Genomic DNA, 26,087 nt, shown 5'->3' on the forward strand with positions numbered 1-26,087 from the left:
TCTGGAGCTGATACATAGCATTACGGATTGCGGACCTTGTCGCTGACCGCCAAAGATCGGCTCGCATGCAAAACCATTGCATAGCTCAAGTGGTTGTAGGTGCGGAACACCATCAGCAAGCCGGAGCGCTCGTCGGGAATCTTGACCTGGTCGCCAGTGATCCGGTCACGCACGGTTTCGCCCGCCTTATAGATCGCCAGCACATTGCCCTCGGCCAGCCCTTCCAGCTTGCCGCGATCCAGCGTCACCACATCGAACTCACCGATCTGCGTGACGCCACGGGGTACGTCGATGATCGTGCCGCGAATGTCCTGCTTCGGCTCGCTGGGCACGAACATGGAGTTGATGGCGCGCTCTTCACTGACGAACAGCCGATCTCCCAGGCGCACTTCCTGAGTGGAGCGCTGCATTTGCAAGGTTGCGATATCGCCTTCGCGGGCCACGACATCACCGCTGCCGATATCGTCGGCATTGATGCCCAACGGCTTGTTGGTTTGAGCATCGAAGTAGGTCTTGCCCTTGCGAAAGATGCCGTACGACGCGTGATCCGGGCTGAAGGTACCGCGCGCATAAATGCGATCCCCTGCGCCACTGAGCACCCGCTCGCCGTTACCGGCCACGACGTACGGTGCATCCTCGAATTGCTCGGGCGTGTCCATGATCCGGTTGTTCAACAGAAAAGCGTTGATTGCGCCCAACGGGATGGTTGGAATGGCATCGGCAATCGGCGTGCTGCGCACACGCGGTGACAATTTGATGGTGCCCCGCGATTCACCGCGGGTGGCGACGATCCTCGGCTGACCGTCTACGTAAATCAGGTTCAGGGTATCGCCCGGGTAGATCAGATCCGGGTCATGCACCTGCGGATTGGCTCTCCAGAGCTGTGGCCACTTCCAGGGCTCGCTGAGAAACTTTCCGGAAATGTCCCAAAGCGTGTCGCCGGTGACGACGGTATAGCTTTGCGGATGCCCCTCCCTGAGCTGTACTTGCGCCTGAACAAAGCCTGTCGCGGCCAACAGCAGCAGGGCGAGTAGTGATTTCCTCATGCGGTGAATCCCTTTATCATGTTGGCTTCGCGTGAAACGTTGAGTCTTGCGAGACTTTTGTTTTACAAGGGCTGCCCGCTGGTGACATTTCCCAGCCTAGCAGCCGATTTCGACTTTACCCTACAAGTGCAGCTCTTACGTATATGGCCATTTTAAACATTCTCGAATTCCCCGATTCGCGCCTGCGCACCCTCGCCAAACCGGTGGACGCAGTGGACGACGGCATTCGCCAGTTGGTCGACGACATGTTTGAAACCATGTACGAAGCGCCTGGCATCGGTCTGGCAGCGACGCAGGTTAACGTACACAAGCGCGTGGTTGTCATGGACCTCTCGGAAGATCGCAGCGAACCCCGGGTGTTCATCAATCCTGAACTGGAGCCGCTGACCGAAGAGATGGATCAGTATCAGGAAGGCTGCCTGTCGGTTCCGGGCTTCTATGAAAACGTCGATCGCCCTCAAAGGGTCAAGGTCAAGGCGCTGGGCCGCGATGGCCAGCCCTACGAACTGATCGCCGAAGGCCTGCTCGCCGTATGCATTCAGCACGAATGCGATCACCTCAATGGCAAGTTGTTCGTCGACTACCTGTCTAATCTCAAGCGTGACCGGATCAAGAAAAAGCTGGAAAAGCTGCACAAGCAGAACGCTTGATCCCTTCGCCCCCAAAAGGCCTCCTGGAGGCCTTTTCTTTTTCTGAAACGAGAAGCCCATGACTGAGCCACTGCGCATCGTCTTCGCCGGCACCCCCGAATTCGCCGCCGAACACCTCAAAGCCCTGCTCGACAGCCCTTATGACGTGATCGCGGTCTACACCCAACCCGATCGCCCGGCGGGCCGCGGCCAAAAGCTGATGCCAAGCCCGGTCAAGCAACTCGCCCTGCAACAAAACATCCCGGTGCTGCAACCACCCACCTTACGGGCTCCCGAGGCGCAGGCCGAACTTGCGGCACTTAAGCCCGATCTGCTGGTGGTGGTCGCCTACGGCTTGATCCTGCCGCAGGCGGTGCTGGATATTCCGCGCCTGGGTTGCATCAACAGCCATGCCTCGTTGCTGCCGCGCTGGCGCGGAGCCGCACCGATCCAGCGAGCCGTGCAGGCGGGCGATGCCGAGAGTGGCGTGACCGTGATGCGTATGGAAGCGGGGTTGGACACAGGTCCCATGCTGCTCAAGGTCACCACGTCGATCACCGGTGAAGACACCGGCGGCACGCTGCACGATCGTCTTGCCGGGTTGGGCCCGGTTGCCGTCTTGCAGGCTATTGGCGGTCTTGCCGATGGCACGCTGGAGGGCGAGGTTCAGGACGACACCCTGGCCACCTATGCCCACAAGCTCAATAAAGACGAAGCACGCATCGACTGGACCCGTCCGGCCGATGAACTGGCGCACCTGGTGCGGGCTTTCAATCCGTGGCCGATCTGCCACAGCACCCTCGGTGGCGAAGCGCTCAAGGTGCTGACCGCGCAAGTCGCCGAAATGAAGGGCGCGCCGGGTACGATTATCAGTGCCAGCAAAGACGGCCTGATCGTGGCCTGTGGACAAAACGCGCTGCGTCTTACCCGTCTGCAACTGCCCGGCGGCAAGCCACTGAACTTCACTGACCTGTTCAACAGCCGCCGTGAGAAATTCGCGATCGGGACGGTACTGGGGCAACCGGTGGGCACACAATGAATCCGCGTCTGGCCGCCGCCAAGGCTCTGGCCGCCGTACTCAGCGGCAAGGCCTCATTGAACAGCTCGCTGCCGACTCAACTGGACAAGGTCGAAGACCGCGATCGCGGGTTGACGCAGGATCTGGCGTTCGGCACTGCGCGCTGGGAGCCTCGGTTGTCAGCGCTGGCAGCGAAGCTTCTGCAAAAACCCTTTAAGGCTGCGGACAACGACGTGCAGGCGCTACTGCTGATAGGCCTGTATCAACTGTTTTATTCGCGCATCCCGGCCCACGCGGCGATTGGTGAGACCGTCGGCTGCGCGGACAAGCTGAAAAAGCCCTGGGCCAAGGCGTTGCTGAACGCGGTCCTGCGTCGCGCACAACGAGAAGGCCAGGCGCTGCTGAGCGAGCTGGAACACGACCCGGTCGTGCGCACCGCTCATCCGCGTTGGCTGCAGAAGGCGCTCAAGGCGGCCTGGCCCGAGCACTGGGAAGCGATTTGCGCAGCGAACAACGCGCACCCACCGATGATTCTGCGGGTCAATCGTCGCCATAAAAACCGCCAGCAATACCTTCATCTGCTACAAGAAGCGGGGATTGGGGCCACTGCGAGCACATTCAGCCAGGACGGCATCGTGTTGGCCGAGCCTTGCGATGTCCGCGCGCTGCCGGGTTTCGCCGATGGCTGGATCAGCGTGCAGGACGAAGCTGCGCAACTGGCCGCCGATCTGCTGGAACTGGCACCGGGTCAACGGGTGCTGGACGCCTGCTGCGCACCGGGAGGCAAGACCTGTCATCTGCTGGAAGTGCAGCCGGGATTGTCCGGCGTGGTCGCAGTGGATCTGGAAGCCAAGCGCATGGTGCGGGTCAAAGAGAACCTCGACCGCCTAGGCTTGAGTGCCGAACTGATCGCCGCCGATGCCCGCGCCACCGATCGATGGTGGGATGGCAAGCCATTTCAGCGCATCCTGCTGGATGCGCCCTGTTCAGCCACGGGCGTGATTCGTCGTCATCCTGACATCAAGCTGACGCGTCAGGCCGATGACATTCCGGCGCTGGCGACTCTGCAAGGCGAACTGCTCGACGCGCTATGGCCCACATTGCAAGTGGGCGGAATGCTGCTGTATGCAACCTGCTCGACGCTGCCGACCGAGAACACCGAAGTGATCGACGCTTTCCTTGCGCGCACACCAGGAGCCAGAGAGTTGGACATCGCCGGTCAGCAAGGCAACCCGCCGCCCGGCCTGATGCAGCCACATGGTCGGCAGTTGCTGGCTCAGGAAGGCGGCCATGACGGGTTTTATTACGCGAAGTTGATCAAGATCGCGGCACCTTCAGGCTGAACACTTTCGCAAAGAGCGGCTTGCTCGCCAAGGGGCCGGCAAATTCTAATACATGCGCGCGGCGCCTGACCTATTGCTTTCGTGCGCAGTCTCCCTCCCACAGGGGAATGCGCGAGGCGCGATCTACATTCCAAGGAGAGACTGATTGAAGATCATCATTCTCGGTGCAGGGCAGGTGGGCGGCACGCTGGCTGAGCATCTGGCCAGCGAAGCCAATGACATCACGGTGGTTGATACCGACCCTGATCGCCTGCGAGCACTCGGCGACCGTCTGGATATCCGCACCATTCAGGGCCGAGGCTCGCACCCCACGGTATTGCGTCAGGCAGGTGCCGACGACGCAGACATGCTGGTGGCCGTTACCAGCAGCGACGAAACCAACATGGTCGCCTGCCAGGTCGCCTACACCCTGTTCCACACCCCGACCAAGATCGCCCGCGTGCGCGAATCCGCCTACCTGACCCGCGCAGGCCTCTTCAACAACGACGCCATTCCGGTTGACGTGCTGATCAGCCCCGAACAGGTCGTCACCAACTACATCAAGCGCCTGATCGAATACCCAAGCGCCCTGCAGGTCATCGACTTTGCCGAAGGCAAGGTGCAAATGGTGGCGGTGAAGGCCTATTACGGAGGCCCGCTGGTTGGCCAGCAACTGCGTCAGTTGCGCACGCACATGCCCAATGTCGAAACCCGAGTTGCCGCCATTTTCCGCCGAGATCGTCCGATCACTCCCCAAGGGGATACGGTCATCGAGGTTGATGACGAAGTGTTCTTTATTGCGGCCAAGGCGGACATTCGTGCGGTGATGGGCGAAATGCGCAAGCTTGACGTCAGCTATAAACGCATCGTCATTGCTGGCGGCGGGCAGATCGGTGAACGCCTGGCCGAGGCCATCGAAAACCGTTATCAGGTAAAGATCATCGAGATGAACCCGGCGCGCTGTCGCTATCTCTCGGACACACTCGACAACACCGTTGTTCTGCAAGGCAGCTCATCAGACCGCGATCTGCTGATGGAAGAGAACATCGATAACACCGATCTGTTCCTGGCCCTGACCAACGACGACGAAGCCAACGTCATGTCTTCGCTGCTGGCCAAGCGGCTGGGGGCGAAGAAAGTCATGACCATCATTAACAATGCAGCCTATGTGGATCTGGTGCAGGGCGGTGAGATCGACATCGCGGTCAGCCCGCAACTGGTTACCATTGGCACCTTGCTGGCCCACGTGCGACGCGGCGACATCGTCAGCGTTCACTCATTGCGGCGGGGCGCGGCAGAGGCCATCGAGATCGTGGCCCACGGCGATGCGAAGTCGAGCAGGGTGGTCGGCAAGGCGGTCATGCACATCAGCCTGCCACCTGGCACCACCATCGGCGCGATTACCCGGGCAGACCGGGTACTTATCGCTCACGACAGCACCGTCATCGAATCCGGCGACCACGTGATCATGTTCCTTGTGGATAAAAAACATATTCGCGACGTGGAGCGGCTGTTTCAGGTGGGGTTGAGTTTTTTCTGACGGAGGGTCCTCGTGCTCGTATCACTGGAAAAAATGCTCGCCAAGGGCGTGGACAACGCTCTGCTGCGCTTCGGCCTGGGCAAGGGCCATCTGGACGCTGGAGATCACACCAACGCCGTCGAGCACTTGCAGCGCTGCGTCGAATTCGATTCGAAATACTCAGCAGCATGGAAGTTGCTCGGCAAAGCCTGGCTGGCGGCAGGGGATGACGCCCAGGCCCGCCATGCGTGGGAACGGGGCCTTGAAGCCGCAGCGGCCCATGGCGATAACCAGGCCGAGAAGGAAATGACGGTGTTCTTGAAGAAGCTCGGTCGCAGGAACAACGCGTTATAGGAGCGCGCTGTCCGCGATGGGTTACGTCAGGCAAAAATACGTCATAGACACACCGCAAGCGTGCGCCTGCGGTGATGCGATAGCGCGAGCAGGCCTTAATACCAGCGCTTCTCGCCCTCAGGGCGCTTCTTGAAGCGTTTCATGGTCCACATGTACTGGCTTGGATAGGCCCGCACATACTTTTCCACCACCTTGCTCATTGCCGCCGCCGAGGTCTCGGTGTTGGTGCTGTACATGTCGTCTGGCGCGGCTTCCAGAACCACTTTGTAGCCTGAGCCATCGTCCAGACGCATGGCGTGAAGGAAGACGCCCACTGCCTTGCCGCCCGCCAGCATGTTCGGCACGAATTTGCTGGTTAGCGCCATGGTCCCGCAGAACGGTACGAAAATTCCGGCTGATTCCGCTGGCTCAGGGTCGGCTGGAATACCCACTGAGCCACCTTTGCGCACTTCCTTGATGACACTCAGAATGCCCTCCTTGGTGGAGGCTGCCACTCGATTTCCCAACTGCACGCGTTGTTTGCGCAGCAAGTCGTCCACCGCCTTGAGCTTGGGCGGGCGGTAGAAAATAATCGGTTTGCACTGGCTGCAATAGAAGTGGTTGAGCACTTCCCAGTTGCCCAGGTGGCTGGTAATTCCGACCACGCCTTTGCCGGATGCCAAGGCGTCTTTCAACACTTGCAGCCCTTGGACTTCGCGTACCAGATTGATCGATTTCTGAGCAGGCCAGATCCATGCGCAGGCGCTTTCGGTCAGCGTCTTGCCGATATCCATCAGACTGCGACCGACCAACGCCTCGAGTTCGGCAGGGCCCAGTTCGGGAAAGCACTTTGACAGGTTGATACGTGCGACTTCGCGGGAGCGGTTTGGCAGCTTCCACATCAGCCAGCCAATAGCGGTGCCGGTCCATTGCACGGCCCGCCATGGCAGCAGGGCAAACATCCGCAACGCGCCGACCATCACGGCGCCTTTGAACTTATCCACAGAGCACTCCTGAATTGATGAGGCGGGCATTGTAACCATTGACGGTAAATGATCGCCCAACCATCTGCGCTTGCCATTTTCGAACCCAATGCCCACAGAGGGCCGTGTTTGCAGCGCGACCGTGCGGCGCAGGGACTATCACCGGTATATCGCTTACGTTTTGACCAACTGTGCATACCGATCGCACTCAACGGTATGGTCCATGACCATGCCCGTAGCCTGCATGTAGGCATAGCAGATGGTCGGACCAACAAAGGTAAACCCTGCCTTCTTCAAAGCCTTGCTCATCGCTTCGGCCTCTGGCGTGATGGCGGGGACTTCGCTGCGGTCCTTGAAATGATTGACCTTAGGGGCGCCGCCGACGAACGACCAGACAAACTCGACAGGGTCCTTCAGACGCAACCAGGCTTGGGCATTTTTGCGTGCGGCATTGAGTTTCAGGCGATTGCGGACGATACCGGGTTCGAGCATCAGCGCCTCGATTTCAGTATCGGTCATCGCTGCAATCCGGCGTACGTCGAAGTTGAACATCACCTCGCGATAGCGGGCGCGCTTTTTCAGAATGGTGATCCACGATAATCCAGCCTGGAACCCTTCGAGCAATAAAAACTCGAACAACATCTGCGCATCGCGCAACGGCACACCCCACTCTTGATCGTGGTAGTCCATATAAAGCGGATCATCGTTGCACCAAAAGCAGCGTGGCATAGGGCTCCCAAGGGTGGAGGCACTGTCGAATCGGGTATACTCCCGCTCTTTAAATCGCAGCCCCCCAGTACAGGTGAATTTCGTGAGCCAGCCTACGCCAGCCGTGCGTACCTTCCAAGACTTGATCCTCGCCCTCCAGCAATACTGGGCTGAGCAAGGTTGTGTGGTACTTCAGCCCTACGATATGGAAGTGGGCGCCGGCACTTTCCACACTGCCACGTTTCTGCGCGCCATCGGCCCGGAAACCTGGAACGCAGCCTACGTACAACCGAGCCGTCGTCCTACCGATGGCCGTTATGGCGAAAACCCTAACCGCCTGCAGCACTACTACCAGTTTCAGGTGGTTCTGAAGCCGAACCCTGACAACTTCCAGGAGCTGTATCTGGGCTCGCTGAAGCATGTAGGCCTGGACCCGCTTGTCCACGACGTTCGCTTCGTCGAAGACAACTGGGAATCGCCAACCCTGGGCGCCTGGGGCCTGGGCTGGGAGATCTGGCTCAACGGCATGGAAGTCTCGCAATTCACCTATTTCCAGCAAGTGGGCGGCATCGAGTGCTACCCGGTGACCGGCGAAATCACCTACGGCCTCGAGCGTCTGGCGATGTATCTGCAGGGCGTGGAAACGGTCTATGACCTGGTGTGGACCGACGGCCCGTTTGGCAAAGTGACCTACGGCGACGTGTTCCACCAGAACGAAGTGGAGCAATCGACCTACAACTTTGAATATGCCAACGTTGAAAAGCTGTTCGAACTGTTCGACTTCTATGAAAGCGAAGCGGTGCGCCTGATCGAAGCGGAGCTGCCATTGCCGAGCTACGAAATGGTCCTCAAGGCTTCGCACACTTTCAACCTGCTGGATGCCCGTCGCGCAATTTCCGTGACGGCGCGTCAGCAATACATCCTGCGCGTGCGCACCCTGGCTCGCTCCGTGGCCCAGGCGTACCTGACGGCCCGGGCCAAGCTTGGCTTCCCGATGGCCGCACCCGATATTCGCGATGAAGTGTTGGCTAAGCTGGAGGCTGCACAATGAGTGCTCAAGATTTCCTGGTTGAACTGGGTACCGAAGAGCTGCCACCCAAAGCGCTGAACACCCTGGCCGATGCGTTCATGGCCGGCATCGAAAAAGGCTTGCAGGCAGCCGGTCTGACCTACAGCGCCAAGCAGGTTTATGCCGCGCCGCGTCGTCTGGCTGTGCTGATCACCGAGCTTGCGACTCAGCAGCCAGACCGCAGCGTCAATCTGGATGGCCCGCCCCGTCAGGCCGCATTCGACGCCGAAGGCAACCCGACTCAGGCAGCGCTGGGCTTCGCCAAGAAGTGCGGCGTCAATCTGAGCGAAATCGATCAGAGCGGCCCGAAACTGCGCTACAGCCAGAGCATTGCCGGCAAGCCGACTTCCAGCCTGCTGCCCACCATCATTGAAGACTCGCTCGACGACCTGCCGATTCCAAAGCGCATGCGCTGGGGTGCACGCAAGGAAGAGTTCGTGCGGCCGACGCAATGGCTGGTCATGCTGTACGGCGACCAAGTGATCGACTGCACCATTCTCGCCCAGACTGCTGGGCGCGAGTCCCGTGGTCACCGTTTCCATCACCCGGAAAACGTGCGCATTTCCTCGCCGGCCAACTATGCCAGCGACCTGCGCGCAGCCCACGTTCTGGCTGATTTCAACGAGCGCCGTCAGCTAATCAGCAAGCGTGTCGAAGAATTGGCCACCCAGCATGAAGGCACCGCGATCGTGCCGCCTGCGCTGCTCGACGAGGTGACCGCGCTGGTCGAATGGCCGGTACCGCTGGTGTGTTCGTTCGAAGAGCGTTTCCTCGAAGTGCCGCAGGAAGCGTTGATCACCACCATGCAGGACAACCAGAAATATTTCTGCCTGCTGGATGCCGAGGGCAAGCTGCTGCCGCGCTTCATCACCGTGGCCAACATCGAGAGCAAGGACCCGTCGCAGATCGTGCTGGGTAATGAGAAAGTCGTTCGCCCGCGCCTGACCGATGCCGAGTTCTTCTTTAAGCAGGACAAGAAGCAGAAGTTGGAAACCTTCAACCAGCGTCTGCAGAACGTGGTCTTCCAGGCTCAACTGGGCACCGTGTTCGACAAGGCCGAGCGTGTTTCCAAACTGGCTGCGTTCATCGCACCGCGCATTGGTGGCGACGCTGAGCGTGCGGGCCGTGCAGGCCTGCTGTCCAAGTGCGACCTGGCCACCGAGATGGTCGGTGAATTCCCTGAGATGCAGGGCGTGGCTGGCTACTACTACGCACTGGCCGATGGCGAACCGCAAGACGTGGCTCTGGCGTTGAACGAGCAGTACATGCCGCGCGGCGCGGGCGCTGAACTGCCAAGCACACTGACAGGCGCTGCAGTGGCAATCGCCGACAAGCTCGACACCCTGGTCGGTATCTTCGGTATCGGCATGCTGCCTACCGGCAGCAAAGACCCTTACGCACTGCGTCGCGCAGCGCTGGGCATTCTGCGGATTCTGATCGAGAAGAAGCTGGACCTGGACCTGATCAAGACCGTGCAGTTCGCGGTCGCTCAGTTCGGCGTCAAGGTCAAACCTGCCGGTCTGCCAGAGCAGGTGCTGGAGTTCATCTTCGACCGCCTGCGTGCGCGCTATGAAGATGAAGGCGTCGACGTTTCGGTTTATCTGTCGGTGCGCGCCCTGCAACCGGCTTCGGCACTGGATTTCGACCAGCGCGTGCAAGCCGTTCAGGCATTCCGCAAGTTGCCTGAAGCCGCCGCCCTGGCTGCGGTGAACAAGCGCGTATCGAACCTGCTGGGCAAGGCTGAGGGCAACATTGCCCAAACGGTTGAACCCAAGTATTTCGACAACGCCAACGAGTTCTCGCTGTACTCGGCCATTCAACAGGCAGATCAGGCGGTAGCGCCCATGTCGGCCCATCGTCAGTACACCGAAGCGTTGGCCCGCCTGGCAGCATTGCGTGAGCCTGTGGATGCTTTCTTCGAAGCGGTGATGGTCAATGCCGATGATGCCAGCGTGCGAGCCAATCGTTACGCGTTGCTGGCACGTCTGCGCAATCTGTTCCTCGGTGTCGCCGACATCTCTGTGTTGAACTAACACCGGAGCGGATGATTTGAAGCTGCTGATTCTCGATCGGGATGGGGTGATCAACGAGGACTCCGACGCTTACATCAAGTCGGTGCAGGAGTGGATTCCAATCCCCGGCTCGATCGAGGCAATCGCGCAACTGAGCAAGGCTGGCTGGACGGTAGCGGTCGCTACCAACCAGTCGGGCATTGCTCGCGGTTATTACGATCTGGCCACACTGCACGCCATGCACGCACGATTACGTGAACTGGTAGCGGAGCAGGGCGGCGAGGTCGGTCTGATCGTTTATTGTCCCCACGGGCCGGATCAGGAATGTGAGTGCCGCAAGCCCAAGCCTGGCATGTTGCTGACCATCGCCGGTCATTACGCCACGGATCTGCGGGGTGTCTGGTTCGTCGGTGACAGCAAGGGTGACTTGCAAGCTGCGGTGGCCGTCGACTCTCAACCTGTACTGGTCATGACGGGAAAGGGTCACAAGACGCGGAGTGCGCCGTTACCTGCGGGCACTCTGATTTTTGATGATCTGGCGGCAGTTGCCGCAGAACTTATCCACAATAGCGCCTCGCTGAACGGCTGACCGGTCGTACAGCGGCACGCTCAATCCGGGCACTGCCCGTAATGGTAAAAGCAGCTATGTCGATAGTGCAGGCCATCAGGATCTTCATCTTTTACCTGCTGCTGGGCACCACTGCCCTGCTGTGGTGTTCGCTGAGTTTCTTTATTGCCCCTTTCCTGCCTTTTCGCGTTCGTTATCGCTTCATCAACGTTTATTGGTGTCGCTGCGCGGTCTGGCTGACGAAGGTGTTTCTCAATATCAAAGTCAATATTACTGGCCAGGAAAACGTACCAAAGACGCCCTGCGTGATCGTATCCAATCACCAGAGCACTTGGGAGACGTTCTTTCTGTCGGCCCATTTCCAGCCACTGAGCCAGGTGCTCAAGCGTGAGCTGCTATACGTTCCGTTCTTCGGATGGGCGATGGCAATGCTGCGCCCTATCGCCATTGATCGCAGCAACCCGAAAGCGGCGCTAAAGGTGGTCGCGAAGAAGGGAGACGAGCTGTTAAAGGATGGCGTATGGGTCTTGATCTTCCCTGAAGGCACTCGAGTACCCTACGGCCAGGTTGGCAAGTTCTCGCGAAGCGGCTCGGCCCTGGCAGTCAACGCCGAACTGCCGGTCCTGCCCATTGCTCACAACGCCGGCAGATACTGGCCGAAAGAAGGATGGGGTAAAAAGCCCGGGACGATTGAAGTGGTGATTGGCGAGCCTATGTACGCAGAAGGTTCGGGACCACGTGCCATTGCTGCCCTCAACGACCGAATCTCTGCCTGGAATACAGAGACGCAGAAGGCTTTGGGCTCCCCCGCAGCGCCTGCACCCACACCAGAAAAAACGCCCACGTGAATTGTGGATAACCTGTGTATCAAATATGCAAAATTTTGCATTAACCGCGCTAAGCGCTTAATTTAAATACTTATTGTTTTGGGCATGTTTCGTGCCCAAAACGTGCATAAGTTTTTTTGACCATCACTTCCCTGCTTCTAGAACATCGGCCTTGAGCCTCCCAGGCCAAGACCGATGTCATTTCTACCCAGTCTGTTCGCTTCGCGATGTCCATAGATTGCACAGCGCCGCCATGGAGATCAGAACCAGCCCTCCCAATGCCGCTGCAATGAAGCCCATGGCAGGGGAGAGGCTGTCGATCGCGAATCCGACCAGGGGCGCGGAAAGGGTTTGACCGATGCGATAAGCCGAGTCATGCAAGCCCATCACTTCACCACGCACGCTGGCAGGCGCCAGCTTGGCAACAGCTTCCGAGCCTGCTGCCAGCGTCGGTGTACACAGCAAGTTTGTTGGCAACAACGCCAACATCAGCCACCACCACACCTGATCGAACAGCGCGACAGGCAGCAACAGTAAACTCATCGCCAGCGCCAGCCGTGTCTGCGACCACGAGCGATGAACGATGCCATGTACAAAACCGCCCGCAATGGAAGCGACTGACATTGCAGCGATCACATAACCGGTAAATGCGATCTCATCGTTGCTGCGCAAAACCGCGATCAAGGCCAACTCTGTGCCGTAAAGCACGAACAAGGCAGCAGCGCTGACAAACATCACACCCATCAGGCGGCCACTCATCCACGTGCGCAATTTGGGCCGGACCCGGCTGGACTCCTGGGCCACCTCGTCGAGGGAGCGCGTCGGCCAGTTCAGCTTGTAGAGCACGATATACGACAGCGCCCGCCATATACCAATGCCCAATATGGCCGCAGTCGCGGAATAGCTGGTGATCAGCAAAATACCGGTCGCCGGACCGATGACAAAGCCCAGCTCCATCAACATCATGTTCAGCGAGTAGGCCGGGCGGCGCTTGTCCTCCGGCACAAGACTGGCGACAAATTGTCTTGCGAGCGAACCGGTGGGCACTGTGAAAACACCAGCGACAAACGCCAGACCCACATAGACCGAATAACTCACCACCGGCAACAGCAGCCAGGCGACTGTGGATAAAGTCCCGCAAACCGCCACCACCGGGCGCAGCCCATGGCGATCAATCATGCGGCCCAGCAAGGGCGAACCGACGGCAAAACCCAATGCCGTGGCGGTACCGACAATTCCCGCATCCAGGTAGCTGCGGCCCATTTCATTGAGCACATGAAGGCTAAGCGTGAGGGTCATGATCGTCAGCGGCAAACCGGCGACAAACATGAATAACGTGGCAGGCAACACCCTTGGGATTGCCAGGACTTTCTGATATTTACGAAACGACATCCCGCAACAGCTCCTTGATTAGCGTTCGTCCTGATTCAACGCGGCCGATCGTCTTCAAGCGGCTAACGCATTATTCCTTCGGTTGAAGCAGAAGAGCCACTAAGGCACTCCAGCCCGTCTGATGTGAGGCGCCGAGACCACGTCCGTTCTCGCCGTGGAAATATTCGTGAAATAGCACTAGATTCTGGCTCTCAGGGTCCATTTCAAGTTGTGGATAACTGGCCATGGAAGGGCGATTACCTTCTTCATTGCGTAGGAACAGTCTGTTTATGCGGTGGCTGAGCCCGTCAGCTACCTCTCCAAGAGAGGCTAGATAGCCGGAACCACTGGGGTATTCGACGGAAAAATTCTCGCCGTAATAGCGATGAAACTCACGCAGTGATTCGATGAGCATGTAATTCAACGGCATCCACACCGGCCCGCGCCAATTGGAATTGCCGCCAAATAGCCGAGATCGCGATTCCGCTGGCTGATAGTCCGCCGACAGCACGTGGCCGTCTATCTGCATGCTGAAAGGCGCTTCACCATAGTGGCGCGACAAAGAACGCACACCATAGGGCGAGAGAAATTCACTGTCATCGAGCATCCGTTTTATCAGGTCTTTGGTACGTTGGCCACGCAACAGCGCCAGCAGCATGCGATTGCCTTTGCCCGGCTCGGTCCAGCGCGACACCAGGGCAGCCAGATCGGGCCGGTGATGCAGAAAACCCAACAGCCTCTCTCGCAGATCCTTGAGCCCTTCATGTTCTCGCTGCTCTAGCACACGCACGGCAAACAGGGGGATCAATCCAACGAATGAGCGCAGCTTGACCGACTCACGAAGCCCGTCCGGACGATGCAGCACGTCGTAGAAGAACCCATCCTGATCATTCCACAATCCTTCGACTTCATCCTTATCAACTTCGTTGATCGCACCCGCTATGTACAGGAAGTGCTCGAAAAATTTTACCGCGATATCGGTGTACACCTCATTGTGCTGAGCAAGCTCAAGTGCGATGCGCATCAAGTCCAACGCGTACCCGGCGACCCAGGCAGTGCCGTCTGCCTGGTCAAGTTGATAGCCGGGGGCGAGGGCCGCTGAACGGTCGAATAGGCCAATGTTATCCAGGCCCAGGAACCCACCCTGAAAAATATTGTGCCCTTCGGCATCCTTGCGATTGACCCACCAAGAGAAGTTCAGCAGAAGCTTGTGGAAAACCCGCTCGAGAAAATCCACATCGCCCTGACCCTTTTGCGCCTTTTCCATTTGATAGACACGCCACGATGCCCACGCGTGAACAGGCGGATTTGCGTCGTCGAAGCGCCACTCATACGCCGGTAACTGGCCATTGGGATGCATGAAGCGATCTTTCACCAGCAGCAACAGCTGATCCTTGGCGAAGTCGACATCAATCAACGCGAACGCCACGGCTTGGAAGGCAAGATCCCAAGAGGCGTACCACGGGTATTCCCATTTGTCCGGCATCGAGACAATGTCAAAGTTGTACAGATGCCGCCATTCGTTGTTGCGAATGTGCGAACGGCTGGCGGGCAGAGGAGGTAGCCCGGGGTCACCTTCGAGCCAGGCTTTAACGTCGAAGTAGTACAGCTGCTTTGACCATAACAAACCCGCCAGCGCCTGGCGCTGAACATTGCGTGCATCAGCGTCTTCGAGGTTGTGCTGTAAGGCACGGTAAAACTCGTCTGCCTCGCTGTGACGTTGCTCAAACAGCGCCCGGGCATTCACATGCGCCGAATCGGCGGGAGCGAAGCGTAAGTAGACCGAGTGAGAGGCACCGCCCTCAAGAGTCATCGCAAAATGTGCCGCTGCTTTGGTACCGGCGTCGTGGCGAATTGCATCAGTCTCGCCGGCCAGTAGCCAGTCGTTAATGCCATCCTTGAAGGGTCCTGTACTCGGCTTGCCGAATAGCTTCGGTGTGTTGGTGCGGTTCTCGCAGAACACCCACTCGCACGGCTCATGCCCCCAGGCTGTCGCTTCCTTGAGCGGTTGTGAGGAGTGGCGCGCCATGACCCGGTTGTCCACAAGTGACAGGGCAGGGCGTTCCCCCTCCGCTACCCAACTCCAGACATCTCGCGCCCACAGTTGCGGAAGTACATGCAGCCGAGCCGAACGGGTAGATCGGTTGACCACCGTTACACGCATGAAGATGTCGTCCGGGGTGTGCTTGGCGTATTCGATACTCACGTCGAAGTAATGGTTGTCGTTGAACACGCCGGTATCGAGGACTTCGTACTCAGGATCGTCCAATCCCCGTCGGGCATTTTCCTCGACCAGATCGCTATAGGGAAACGCTGCGTGAGGGTATTTATAGAGCATGCGCATATAGGCATGGCTCGGCACGCCATCAACGTGGAAATACAGCTCTTTGACGTCTTCGCCGTGATTGCCTTCGGCATTGTCCAGGCCGAACAAGCGTTCCTTGAGAATGGCATCGTGTTCATTCCATAGCGCAAGGCCCAGGCACCAATGCTGTGCCTTGTCCGAGAAACCGGCCAGACCGTCCTCGCCCCAGCGATACACCCGACTGCGTGCGTGGTCATGAGGAAAATAATCCCATGCATCGCCATCGGCGCTGTAATCCTCACGTACCGTGCCCCATTGGCGATCACTGAGGTAGGGTCCCCATTCACGCCACTGTGCGGCCTCTGTTGCACCAAGTCGGGAGCCTTCGATGGTGTGCTGCAGGTTTGCTTGGGCGGAATCGGCTGGCATGTTCACTTCCATAAATAACACTATCAGAACGGCTGGATATCCAAGGAGAGTGCAGAACAATCTATCGCGTTCCTGCCGTGAAAGCAGGCTCGAAAACCGTCAGGTGGTGCTGCAACTTTCTTTCAGTTGTCGCCTGTGCTGATTTGAGATCAAACCCAGAAACACACGCAACATCATGTCTCCGGCCTCAGCAATGTTCTAGACCGTGCTGCCATCCAGCGCAATCAAACGGATTTGCTCCATCGGCTTAGCGAGGATTTTTTCCAGAACGGGCATGGCTTGAGTCAACGTCGGCGCCTTCATGTGGACGAGCAGGGCCGCCTCATTATCCCAGGCTTCGTATGAAAGAAATCTGCAGGGATCTTCCTTGTCTTGCAGCACGGCGTACGCCTGACAACCAGGCTCACTCTGGAAACCTGGCAGCGCTTTTTGAAGCAGCGCACCGAGTTCCTTCTCGTGTCCCGGCTTGGCTTGCATAATGGCTACGACATTCAGAGTTTGGGTCATATCTTCAATCCTGAGTACAGGTCGCCAAAATAGCGCCGTTGATTAGCTGACCGCGCAATCGTCCAATAACTCAACATCTTCCGTCGTCTGCACTAACTGATGCCCACAAAAAAGCCAACGTAGAACGTTGGCGTTTTTGTTTACTCGGCTACGGATAACGATTCGTGAACATTTTGAGCCTTGTGAAGGCGTAGAAATGTTGTCGATGGGCATATTAAGTGTCATGCGTGCCCTAGGTGGAATCAGGGTCCCACGTGGAATAGGGACACTATAAATGCCGCAGATGAGCCCTAATTAATGTCGTACTGCGGTTTTTTGACCTTATTAAATGTCGTTACTGGTCCAGCAACGAGCCGAGCACCACTGCCTATACGTAATTCCAACGCTGCATGGCCTTTCTCTGTGCCGCTCTTGGCCGATTTCTGCCTATCGCGACCGTCAGCTTTGGATCGACTTATGCCAGCCAGTCATGCATACCGGGCAACCTAAAGCTTTTGGTTTTCACCATTCCTTGATATCCTGGCCGGCTCTGAAAGATTCAGGGTGGTGCATACCCAGATGCGCCCTACTCAGCCCTGAGCGCATCCGATGAGCAGAAGCCGACGCAAAACACCTATCTTCGGTATCACCACAGCAAAGTCAGAAGCTTTTGATAAGGCCTGCTGGCATCGAGCATTTCGCCGCGCCGAAAGCCAGCGCTTGCAGGCTGCGCCAGATCGAACACCTCAAGATATACGAGAGTTTTACAACCCGTGGTCGATGCATAAGGATGGCAAGCGGTGGTGGTCGGGGACTCAGCTAAACGATCGCATCATGAGAAAATAGGGAGATCAGCAGGGATCTTTATGAAACCATCGTTGAAGAGCCACATCTGTGACAGCTCCGATCTCGACGTTATTGCTAATCTTCAGGCTGTTCCCCTCAAGCGCTCAACGAAAGTACGCAGGCTACATTTATGCCCGTCGTACGCCGAGGTTGTTGGCAAAGTTCTTACCAACGAGTTGTAGCTAATGTCCTACGTTGACCTATCCGCGCTCTTCCTGGCCGACAGCTGTCGATAGAGAACTCGCGAGCGTAAAATGGAAGCTCGATTCGTCAGCAGAGAGCAGGGCCTGCATCCAATGAGTGAATCTTCGCGGACAACTGTGGAATGCCAAGACCCTGGTGATGGCAGCGGGGATGTCATAATCAACCTTCCTTCCCACCTCCTCGAAAGCAAGAATTTCAACCTTGGTGATTCACTGAGTATCGAGCTGGTTAACGGGGCAATAGTGCTCAAGCCCATCCGTGATGTTAATAACCCGTCCTGAGGCAGCTATCGACCCAAAGCTGCCTTTCACCGGAATGCCGGAATCGGCCAAAAGAGGTCGGCTAGCCTCTTTTTTTGGGCGTCATATCTGCTTGGGGAGAGACCATTGCGATTGATGTCAAACTCACATTACCCTTCGGGTTGAGTGCTGTGGAAATGGCGAGTCGCCTTTCCAGTCTCGACGCCATACGGACAACGAAATGCTCAAATTTCCTGGAAGGTTAAAGCGAATGGCCAAAAGAAACGTTACGCAAGCTACCCAGCTTATGCCAGATGTAACATCGCTGCCACTGACGCAACATCCACTGAACGCTGTTCCGAAAATCTGCCTGGTTGACACCGCCCCCGACGTCTCTGATCTGCTAACCCAGAAACTCTACGATTGCACGACAGCCACTCTGGGCGGCGATGTAAAGACGCCCAAAAACAGAGCGGGTATGCAGACCTACCTCCGCCCATTGGTACTGCTGCCTTCCAACCTACACGAGTTTCACGTGGTCGTGGTCGACCTAGCGAAGACAGACGGCATAGACGAGTCTGAAGCACGCGCCGAGTTGAAAAACACCAGTGGCAAAACAGCATATGCGATGGTTAGTTCCTATCCAGAGCAAGTTTTCAATTCGAAGGGATTTGGAGCAAGAAGATTTTCTACTGAAATCGAGGATGTGCTCAAGAAGGAATCGGTTGTTGTGATTTTCGCAGCGGAAAATGAAAAAATTCATTACGACCTTGTCGAGATCGGAATACATGGCGCGAGTGTAGTGGATAACTTTAACTGCGAGACCTTACGCCTTTGCAGCGGCATAAAAGTTTTCAAAAACAAATTTGGAAGGACAATTGAGCTGTATAAAGAAGAGACACGATTCCACTCCTTTATCGGCAAATACCTGAAAGACGCATACTATGAAGTGACCTTTCCCCATCCCTTTGTTTGGGAGAACGGAGCCAACAAGCCAGACGAAAAATTTGTCCCTATTCTGGTCAATGCAGCGGATGAAATCGTTGGGTACGCGACGTTTGTTGACAAAGGCGCCGTCTTCGTCCTTCCGCAGATGGTGCGCAAAGCAGAATTTTTGGTTGAGTTTTTCGACAATCTTGCAGGAGTGTTTCCGGACGTTTTTCCGTACAATGGCATGTTTTCATGGCTGGACGACGGCTCTCACCCACTCCCCGGCGAAGTTGAAATTCGTGAACAACGTGCAGGGATTGAGGCACGATACGTAACCGATGTCGCTGCGAATGAGACCGCCATTGCAGATCTGAAGAGTGAATTCAGCTTCCTTCGCGTGATGCTGTCTGGAACAGGGGACGAGTTAGTAGATGCCGTACGTGAATACCTCGTCTGGCTGGGATATACCTCCGCAAAAGCCATGGATGAACACAGCGAAGATACGCTGGAAGAAGATATTCAGATTGAACTGGAGCCTGGCCTCTTGGTGATAGAGGTCAAAGGCATCGGCGGGACGTCCAAAGACAAAGAATGCGCTCAGATCTCCAAAATCAAGAATAGACGTCAGGAGGAAAGAAAAGCGTGGGACGTATCAGCCCTGTATATCGTGAACCACCAAAGATACGTCGCTCCCAAACGGCGGGTGAACCCGCCTTTTACTCCAAACCAGATCAAAGACGCGCTGCTGGATAAGCGGGGGCTGATCACGACGTATCAACTTTACAACGCCTATTTTGACATCCTTCGCGGATTGATTACCAAGGAAGATGTTCGAGCCCAGCTGCTGGGGTTCGGGCATGTAAAAATCGCACCGCCTGAGCTGACCGAGATCGGCGTCGTCAACGAAGTGTTTCAAAACGGCCGCGTAGTTATATTGCACCTGGATGAAGCAACGGTGTTTGTTGGCAGTAAGCTGTACATCCTGAAAAACGACGTATACGAAACCCGGAATGTCGTAGGTCTTCAGCTAGACGGGGTGTCAGTAGATCAAGCCTCAGGTGGCGAGTTTGGTATTCAAGTGGACGCAGCGATCAAGAAAGGGAGCCGCATTTTCATCCCAACCCAGGTGCATGAGCCGAAGGGCATGGCAGGATGATATCTGGCTTCTGAACACCGCTCCATAGACGCGTCAGCACGAAGAGCCAGTAGAGACAAGCGCTCCCCCGTTTAGTGGTGCAGCGTCGGGACTGATTGAAAACTGACCAATTGTTCCGATTGAAAGATGCCCTGCTGATTTGTCATCAGCAGGTGTGGAATAGCGTAGCTGCTTGCTTACATGGGCTTGACCATCCATTTGCACTCGACTTGACCAGTCGCATGGATCGAATTTGACCAGCGCACGGGTACGCCTTGACCGGTAGAAACCGACCCATGGCGGACCTTAGACACGGTCCGCGTTCAGCTGGAAGCAGTCACTTGGATGTATCTAGAAGTCTTTGGCGAATCACCGATCAAGCCGCTGATGTGCACTATGGATCTCTCGAATACTCTTTATCAACGTGCGCTTCTTGAGCATGGGGGCGGTGCGCCCGCAAGGAGTGAGGTCGTCGAGCACAAGATTGATAAGAATTGCTCGTTCTGGTATGCAGTGAGTGAGGGCGCAACGGACTCCTGCTTTTTGGCACGTCGCGTCTTCGCAAGTGCGGTCGAAGCCATCCTTCAGTTATGGAAGAAGATTTTATGGGAATGCAGAAGGACAAAATTTATCTATTTGATCATCCGACTCTTCAGAATTATAGGATCATAGATGGTTGGGTTAAATTGCACGGTAAGGATGTAGGGGTTATTGGTAAGAATAATGGGGCATTCCGATTTTATTCAGAAGGGGTTATTGATTTCCACGCCCATCTTCCAGACTTGCCAAAAGAATGGAAGAAATCCATCATTATTCGTGGGCTAACTGCAACCCTGCCTGGTGAAGAATTAATTTCTCTTTACGAAATGCATTCTGAGCGTCCGAGTAGTATTGAAAAACGGCGTGCTGAAGCGTTGCGCTATGAAGCTGCATTCAACGATCTGGCCAATGGGATCCTTGATGAGGTCAAAGGCTATCTGGGCGAAAATCACGATCCAGCGGCAGTCAAACGCTTCTATAGTCTGCTTATATCATTTAAGAGCCGAATGGGGCGTGATGCTTCTTCGCCAAGCTTGAATGGCTTTTTCTTAGGCCTTCTGGCTGCGTCGATTTTGGATGAAAAGCAATCCCAACTTATTAGTGGAAAGGTTAACCAGCTTCACGAACTTGGAGGTATATATTCAGACTATATATCTCACCGTTAAACAATGCTTCTGGTATTAATGGTGGAGCGTTGACATAAATTCCTGATGATAGAGGGCTCCATCGCCTCGGCGTCCCGCAGAAATGAGGGCCACTGAGGCATTTCTGCCCAGTCTTGCGGTGCGAATCGACGTCTCTGCGAACATTTCAACCAGATGCTGTAGCCAATGTCGGCGACCGGCACTTCATGAGCTATAGCTGCTCTTCACCAGCGGCGGTTGAGAGTCGATAGCAGTCAGTCATGACTGACCGCTAATGGCCGATAGCTGCCATTCGTCCAAATCCACCAGCGCAGACTTATTGATTTGATCGTAAGGGACGCACAGGAACCACAGGCGCATAATGGACGACTGGATTCGCGCGTTATTGATTCCCAGGCAATGGCCCGGAGAACAAGATCCGCAATATGTCTTGATCTTCGCCGCCGCCCTCGCCGCGTTCAGACACAGGTGCAGCGAATGTGCAATTCAGATGAGGACGAGCCCGGAAATGCGGACCTTGTCCGCTTCGCGCCTCTTTGACAAAAATTGCTCGGTGCCGTACTTGATACAAACGATATCGCCGCTGCGTTTGAGACCCAAGCCGCGACCATCATCACTTGAGCTAGAGATCTGCCCCTGCTCAAACACACGTAACACCAGCTCGGGACCCGATTCGGGCTTCGAAAAATCAAGTTCCCGACAAATGCTAGGATATTTCTGCTCAAGAAGGGGCTGAAGACTTCCAACAATTCCAATGCCACTGTCAGATATTACCGTTTGGATTTTTCGACCCTTTGGATAATGCTCGAGCGTGGCGAAGCCTGATATCTGAGACTGCGCGTGGTACCTGACGCTCCCGAATAACTCAGAAATCACGGTGAATGCCGACTGCGAAAATTGATCTCCAGCACAATTCACGAAACTTGTCTCTAAGCGCTTGGGAATGCTCTCATCGGGTAATAGATGATCAATCGCCGCCAGTTCAACTACACCATCATTGTTGCCATGGTGTACTTTTGCAGCAGACCACCTGGGTCTGTCGGGGAGCACGTTGACCTGACCGTCTAGATGGTCGAAGAAGCCTAGGCGATTGAAATAGCTCAGCGTCTGCTTGCATGCGTTGAATCGCTTGATACTGACCTTTCCAGCATTATTAATTGATTGCATAAAGCGAGAATGCGCGCAACCGCATCAATCATGATTTTGCAGCCCTTGGGCATGACTATCTCGACGACCGGGCAGTCGAAATCTAACGGTGACCCGGTGACCGCAAGCGCCTCCTCGTAGGATGCACCATCGACCCATGTGTTTTTGAGGGTGATAGTCATACGGTCCGGGTTAACCAAAAACCAGCAGCTCTTATCGTCCCGCGAAAAAGTATGGGGTTGGCGGTACAGGTGTGAGTTCACCACAGATTTCTGTGTACCGAGATGACGAGCAATTTCCTTTGCCATCACGCCCGGGTTCGATCTAAGAAATCTCTCAATTTCGCAATCATCAAAGGGCTCAATCACCTAATTTCCTTGGCTCTCAGCCTTCTTGGCTGAGTTGTACGGCAAGCATGGCCGCCACTATTAATGTCACCATAACTCTTGCACACCATAGTGGCCTATCGGAATCTGTACTAAAATTACCACGAATGAGCCTCGGCCCCCCCTCCAAAATCACCGCCAGCTACTGTGGAAACCTAGCATGCCTTCAGACCAATTTGATCTCATCCCACACGGGAGCCGATGGTTCCCCTGGGCAGACGTTGAGAAGTGTTTCTGGCCAGGTCAGGGAGGCCGATCTCACGCTATTAATCCGAGCCTCGCCAGCATCAGAAATGCAGCGGGTATTTACTGTATTGCCTGGGGTCCAACCAGCAGGATGCCCATTCCAGAGGAGCCGAAAGTGCAATACATCGGGCAAACGAAAAACTTCAAAGCGCGCATGGCTCAATTTGCATCGTCAGCCGGCATATTTTGGAAAGACCGTTACGATGGGCATTCGGCGGCATGGCGCTGGCCGAAAGGAGAGACGGCAAAAATGATGATCTCGTTTTTTCCATTGCTTGAATCTGAGGCGGACCATATGCAATCCGGGCGTTTGTTTTGGTACGAGGCATTAGCCATCAATTCGTACTACCTTGAGCATGGCAATCGTCTGCCGCCACTCAACGTGGTGAAAGGTCCTAGCGCAGTAGAATTAAATTAGAGATGTGCCTGAGCTGATCAGATGCCCCCCTCGCGGGCTAGGTTTTCAACGGATTTCGCTCATCGTCACCGTCGTCGTTATTGAGCGACAAACATCTATCAATCGACTCCAAAGCGCTGGCTAGCTCATTTCTAATCGCGGGGAGCGCGATTACGCCTGCTAGACCGTCTCGCTGACAAATAAGCAGGAAGTAAGCTAGGACCTGGTCTGAGTGCATGACCAAACGGACAAGGTATTCCCCGCGTGGTCCACTAGCACCACTCAGCCAGTTTTTCGCCGTACGCTCATTCGCATCCGTCCATTTAATAAGTGTTTTTACAGCTTGGTGTGTTGATCCCAGTTCCTGCTGAAGCGCTGCTGCCACGCCGCGCGCGTAATCCTGCCTGGAGGGAAAAGTATTGCCCTTTTTCGGAAACATGTTTCCCACCTAATCTTCTATGGTTGATAAGACTACACGGCGGACTTGAGAAGCCATCATAGAACGCCCCCTACAGCAAACATCCATGGCGGATGCACGCAGGGCTATTTGTATGGGCCGTCGCAATGGCAACTCAATCCAAGAATCTCAACATGGCCCACGGCTGGCAGTGGCCTATGTGCGGATGTCTACTGAGCATCAGCAGTACTCAACCGAAAATCAGCTCGACACCATCAAGCTCTATGCCGCAGCGAACAGCTTGGAAATCACAAAGGTTTACAGGGACACAGGGAAAAGCGGCCTAAGACTGGAGGGTCGTCATTCGCTTATTCAGCTGTTCAAAGACGTTGAGGGGGGCCTGGTAGAATTTTCCGTCATTTTGGTTTATGACGTTAGTAGGTGGGGCCGCTTCCAGGATCCTGATATCGCCGCAAGCTTCGAAGTACGTTGTCGGCAGGCAGGTGTGGCTGTGCACTACTGCGCTGAACAATTTGCCAACGACGGCTCTCCATTTTCCAACATAGTGAAAAACTTGAAACGCATGATGGCTGGCGAATACAGTCGCGAGTTGTCAGTTAAGGTCTTCGCCGGTCAATCTCGTCTCATTCAGATGGGCTTTCGACAAGGCGGTGTTGCGGGATACGGACTTCGCCGCCAGCTTGTCGACTTCTCTGGCCAGTCGAAAGGGGAGTTAGGGTTTGGGGAGCACAAAAGCATTCAGACCGACCGTGTAAAGCTGATTCCCGGTCCGGCGTCGGAGATTGAAACCGTTCAATGGATCTACAGACAGTTTGTCGAGTCGGGTTACTCGGAGGCAGAGATTGCAGAGCAACTAAACCTACGCAGTCCTCGAACCGACTTTGCTAGGCCATGGTCCAGAGGTACTGTCCACCAGGTCCTAACGAATGAAAAATATATTGGTAATAACGTTTGGAACCGTAGTTCATTCAAGTTGAGGGATGAGCACGTTCGAAATCCACCACGGGAGTGGATACGCTCGAATGGGGCTTTTTCAGCGCTGGTATCGCCGGTCCTCTTCGCTGCGGCGCAGGAAATTATCCTTACCCGTAGCTACCGCATGCCCGACGCCGAGATGCTGGAGCGATTGAAAAAACTGTACGAAAAATGTGGTTGTTTGTCTGGCTTCATCATCAATGAATCCGAGGATTGCCCCTCAAGCACAGCCTATCAATACAGATTTGGTAGCCTTTTGCGAACCTACTCACTCATCGGTTACATGCCGGTGCGTGACTACGCGTACATCGCAGCCAATCACCAGCTGCGCCTGATGCACCCGTTAGTACTGGCTGAAACCATAGAGCGGATTCAGCAACTCGGGGGGAGAGTATGTGTACACCCCATCAATGAGCTTCTCATCGTGAACGGCGAGCTGCTGGTCTCTTTGGTGTTATGTCGTCACCAAAGCACAGGCTCAGGTACCTCTAGGTGGAAGATTCGGTTTGATACAGGGCTCTCACCCGACATCACCGTAGCCGTGAGAATGGAGCCCAACGGCAAGGCAGCACGTGATTACTATATTTTTCCGAGACTGGATATCGAGCAAGCACAGATTCGACTGGCCGAGTACAACGCCTCCCACCTAGAGATCTATAGATATGACAGCCTCGAAGCGCTTGCGCAGCTGTCTCGTCGCACTGTGGTAGGGAGAGCTGCATGAATATGCCTGAGGCTCCGATAAACCGACATCATGTGGCGGAAGCCACAACGATTGAGCTGGTGAATCTCGACCGGATTCGCATTCTTAACCCACGCGCAAGGAACACACAGGTCTTTGCGAAATTGATCCAGAATATTTCAAGCCTTGGATTGAAAAGGCCAATCACTGTCACGCCGTGTACCGCCCCTAACAATAATGGTTTCTTTGAACTGGTGTGCGGCCAAGGGCGATATGAGGCATTCCGCGCTCTGGGTGAGCGTGAAATACCCTGTGTGGTTGTAAATGCTACTGAGGCAGAACGATTTTTGATTAGCCTCGTTGAAAATCTAGCGCGCCGTAAGCATTCAAATAAAGACTTATTATACGCCATACAATTGCTGTCAGACCGGGGGTACTCCACAAAACAAATCAGTGCCAAAACCACCCTCGACCCTACGTACATTAATGGCATTCTGATACTGCTGCGCCAAGGTGAGGTGCGATTGATAGCCGCGGTTGAAAAAGGTTGGCTGCCTATCAGTATTGCGACTGAAATCGCTAGGGAAATCCTGAAAAAGACTTCCTGATTTGGCAAAATCCCCGGACACCAATCGCCGAGCTTTTCGATGATGAAGCAAATGACCTTCGCCGAT

The 26,087-nt window shown here is 55.6% G+C and carries 22 protein-coding genes and 1 pseudogene; 15 read left to right on the forward strand and 8 right to left on the reverse strand.

The genetic code is table 11. The features are described 5' to 3' along the window. Window positions 1–20 precede the first annotated feature (20 nt). Window positions 21–1,046 carry a LysM peptidoglycan-binding domain-containing protein gene (locus EC915_RS22340; protein ID WP_133752680.1) on the reverse strand — a complete coding sequence of 342 codons (1,026 nt, stop codon included), beginning with the start codon at window positions 1,044–1,046 and terminating at the stop codon, window positions 21–23. Between the two features lie 143 nt (window positions 1,047–1,189). Between EC915_RS22340 and def the strand changes: the two genes are divergently transcribed. From def to EC915_RS22365, 5 genes are all read left to right on the forward strand, one after another. Beyond that, window positions 1,190–1,696: a peptide deformylase gene (gene def, locus EC915_RS22345; protein WP_133752681.1), complete on the forward strand. Its 507-nt coding sequence runs from the start codon at window positions 1,190–1,192 to the stop codon at window positions 1,694–1,696. A 58-nt stretch (window positions 1,697–1,754) separates the two neighbouring features. Continuing rightward, window positions 1,755–2,714, forward strand: a complete 960-nt coding sequence (gene fmt, locus EC915_RS22350; RefSeq protein ID WP_133752682.1) for a methionyl-tRNA formyltransferase — start codon at window positions 1,755–1,757, stop codon at window positions 2,712–2,714. Further along, window positions 2,711–4,036, forward strand: a complete 1,326-nt coding sequence (rsmB, locus tag EC915_RS22355) for a 16S rRNA (cytosine(967)-C(5))-methyltransferase RsmB (protein ID WP_133752683.1) — start codon at window positions 2,711–2,713, stop codon at window positions 4,034–4,036. Before fmt ends, rsmB begins: the two co-directional genes overlap by 4 nt. Before the next feature lie 145 nt (window positions 4,037–4,181). Continuing rightward, entirely contained in the window at window positions 4,182–5,555 is a 1,374-nt protein-coding gene (gene trkA / locus EC915_RS22360; protein ID WP_133752684.1) for a Trk system potassium transporter TrkA, read from the forward strand. 33 nt (window positions 5,556–5,588) lie between these two features. After that, a complete protein-coding gene (locus EC915_RS22365) occupies window positions 5,589–5,888 on the forward strand; it encodes a tetratricopeptide repeat protein (RefSeq protein WP_166651061.1) in 300 nt (99 codons plus the stop codon). A gap of 95 nt (window positions 5,889–5,983) precedes the next feature. Here the strand turns inward: EC915_RS22365 and EC915_RS22370 are convergent, their stop codons facing one another. Together EC915_RS22370 and EC915_RS22375 are read right to left on the reverse strand one after the other, a co-directional pair. Then, the gene (locus EC915_RS22370; protein ID WP_133752686.1) at window positions 5,984–6,871 is read right to left on the reverse strand and encodes a lysophospholipid acyltransferase; all 888 of its coding nucleotides are present in this window, start codon (window positions 6,869–6,871) and stop codon (window positions 5,984–5,986) included. Between the two features lie 153 nt (window positions 6,872–7,024). Further along, on the reverse strand, window positions 7,025–7,579 hold the full coding sequence (locus EC915_RS22375; protein WP_133752687.1) for a DNA-3-methyladenine glycosylase I: 555 nt from the start codon (window positions 7,577–7,579) through the stop codon (window positions 7,025–7,027). 82 nt (window positions 7,580–7,661) lie between these two features. Here EC915_RS22375 and glyQ point away from each other — a divergent pair, with 82 nt between their 5' ends. Genes glyQ through EC915_RS22395 form a run of 4 tightly spaced genes read left to right on the forward strand, consistent with a single transcriptional unit; the run spans window position 7,662 to window position 12,055 of the window. Continuing rightward, window positions 7,662–8,609: a glycine--tRNA ligase subunit alpha gene (gene glyQ, locus EC915_RS22380; RefSeq protein WP_133752688.1), complete on the forward strand. Its 948-nt coding sequence runs from the start codon at window positions 7,662–7,664 to the stop codon at window positions 8,607–8,609. Continuing rightward, window positions 8,606–10,660, forward strand: a complete 2,055-nt coding sequence (gene glyS / locus EC915_RS22385) for a glycine--tRNA ligase subunit beta (protein ID WP_133752689.1) — start codon at window positions 8,606–8,608, stop codon at window positions 10,658–10,660. Before glyQ ends, glyS begins: the two co-directional genes overlap by 4 nt. Before the next feature lie 16 nt (window positions 10,661–10,676). Next, a complete protein-coding gene (gene gmhB, locus EC915_RS22390; RefSeq protein WP_133752690.1) occupies window positions 10,677–11,228 on the forward strand; it encodes a D-glycero-beta-D-manno-heptose 1,7-bisphosphate 7-phosphatase in 552 nt (183 codons plus the stop codon). A gap of 56 nt (window positions 11,229–11,284) precedes the next feature. Next, window positions 11,285–12,055, forward strand: a complete 771-nt coding sequence (locus EC915_RS22395) for a 1-acyl-sn-glycerol-3-phosphate acyltransferase (RefSeq protein WP_133752691.1) — start codon at window positions 11,285–11,287, stop codon at window positions 12,053–12,055. A 183-nt stretch (window positions 12,056–12,238) separates the two neighbouring features. Here EC915_RS22395 and EC915_RS22400 read toward each other — a convergent pair whose 3' ends face one another. The 3 genes from EC915_RS22400 to EC915_RS22410 all read right to left on the reverse strand — a co-directional run bounded on the left by EC915_RS22400 (window position 12,239) and on the right by EC915_RS22410 (window position 16,646). Then, on the reverse strand, window positions 12,239–13,426 hold the full coding sequence (locus EC915_RS22400; RefSeq protein ID WP_133752692.1) for an MFS transporter: 1,188 nt from the start codon (window positions 13,424–13,426) through the stop codon (window positions 12,239–12,241). A 70-nt stretch (window positions 13,427–13,496) separates the two neighbouring features. Beyond that, window positions 13,497–16,139: a glucosidase gene (locus EC915_RS22405; RefSeq protein WP_133752693.1), complete on the reverse strand. Its 2,643-nt coding sequence runs from the start codon at window positions 16,137–16,139 to the stop codon at window positions 13,497–13,499. Window positions 16,140–16,337: 198 nt separating this feature from the next. Then, window positions 16,338–16,646, reverse strand: a complete 309-nt coding sequence (locus EC915_RS22410) for a putative quinol monooxygenase (RefSeq protein ID WP_133752694.1) — start codon at window positions 16,644–16,646, stop codon at window positions 16,338–16,340. Between the two features lie 1,121 nt (window positions 16,647–17,767). Here EC915_RS22410 and EC915_RS25375 point away from each other — a divergent pair. The 3 genes from EC915_RS25375 (at window position 17,768) to EC915_RS22425 (ending at window position 21,184) form a co-directional block, all read left to right on the forward strand. Then, window positions 17,768–17,956, forward strand: coding sequence for an AbrB/MazE/SpoVT family DNA-binding domain-containing protein (locus EC915_RS25375; protein WP_133752706.1), 189 nt, complete (start codon window positions 17,768–17,770; stop codon window positions 17,954–17,956). A 229-nt stretch (window positions 17,957–18,185) separates the two neighbouring features. Then, window positions 18,186–20,000: a hypothetical protein gene (locus tag EC915_RS22420; protein ID WP_133752695.1), complete on the forward strand. Its 1,815-nt coding sequence runs from the start codon at window positions 18,186–18,188 to the stop codon at window positions 19,998–20,000. Between the two features lie 569 nt (window positions 20,001–20,569). Further along, window positions 20,570–21,184, forward strand: a complete 615-nt coding sequence (locus EC915_RS22425) for a hypothetical protein (RefSeq protein ID WP_133752696.1) — start codon at window positions 20,570–20,572, stop codon at window positions 21,182–21,184. A gap of 465 nt (window positions 21,185–21,649) precedes the next feature. Here EC915_RS22425 and EC915_RS22435 read toward each other — a convergent pair whose 3' ends face one another. Both EC915_RS22435 and EC915_RS25005 read right to left on the reverse strand, forming a co-directional pair. Further along, window positions 21,650–22,330: a hypothetical protein gene (locus EC915_RS22435; protein ID WP_177413427.1), complete on the reverse strand. Its 681-nt coding sequence runs from the start codon at window positions 22,328–22,330 to the stop codon at window positions 21,650–21,652. Next, complete coding sequence (locus tag EC915_RS25005; RefSeq protein WP_177413429.1) at window positions 22,264–22,677, reverse strand: hypothetical protein; 414 nt, start codon at window positions 22,675–22,677, stop codon at window positions 22,264–22,266. Before EC915_RS25005 ends, EC915_RS22435 begins: the two co-directional genes overlap by 67 nt. 379 nt (window positions 22,678–23,056) lie before the next feature. Between EC915_RS25005 and EC915_RS22440 the strand changes: the two genes are divergently transcribed. The 3 genes and pseudogenes from EC915_RS22440 to EC915_RS22455 all read left to right on the forward strand — a co-directional run. Further along, on the forward strand, window positions 23,057–23,359 hold the full coding sequence (locus EC915_RS22440) for a hypothetical protein (protein ID WP_133752698.1): 303 nt from the start codon (window positions 23,057–23,059) through the stop codon (window positions 23,357–23,359). Window positions 23,360–23,889: 530 nt separating this feature from the next. Continuing rightward, window positions 23,890–25,455: a recombinase family protein gene (locus EC915_RS22450; RefSeq protein ID WP_133752707.1), complete on the forward strand. Its 1,566-nt coding sequence runs from the start codon at window positions 23,890–23,892 to the stop codon at window positions 25,453–25,455. Further along, window positions 25,452–25,997 (forward strand): annotated as a pseudogene (locus EC915_RS22455) (ParB N-terminal domain-containing protein); the annotation flags it as partial. The gene EC915_RS22450 and the pseudogene EC915_RS22455, both read left to right, overlap by 4 nt. Window positions 25,998–26,087: the final 90 nt, after the last annotated feature.

The organism is Pseudomonas sp. LP_7_YM (genome assembly GCF_004364435.1).
Lineage (GTDB): Bacteria > Pseudomonadota > Gammaproteobacteria > Pseudomonadales > Pseudomonadaceae > Aquipseudomonas.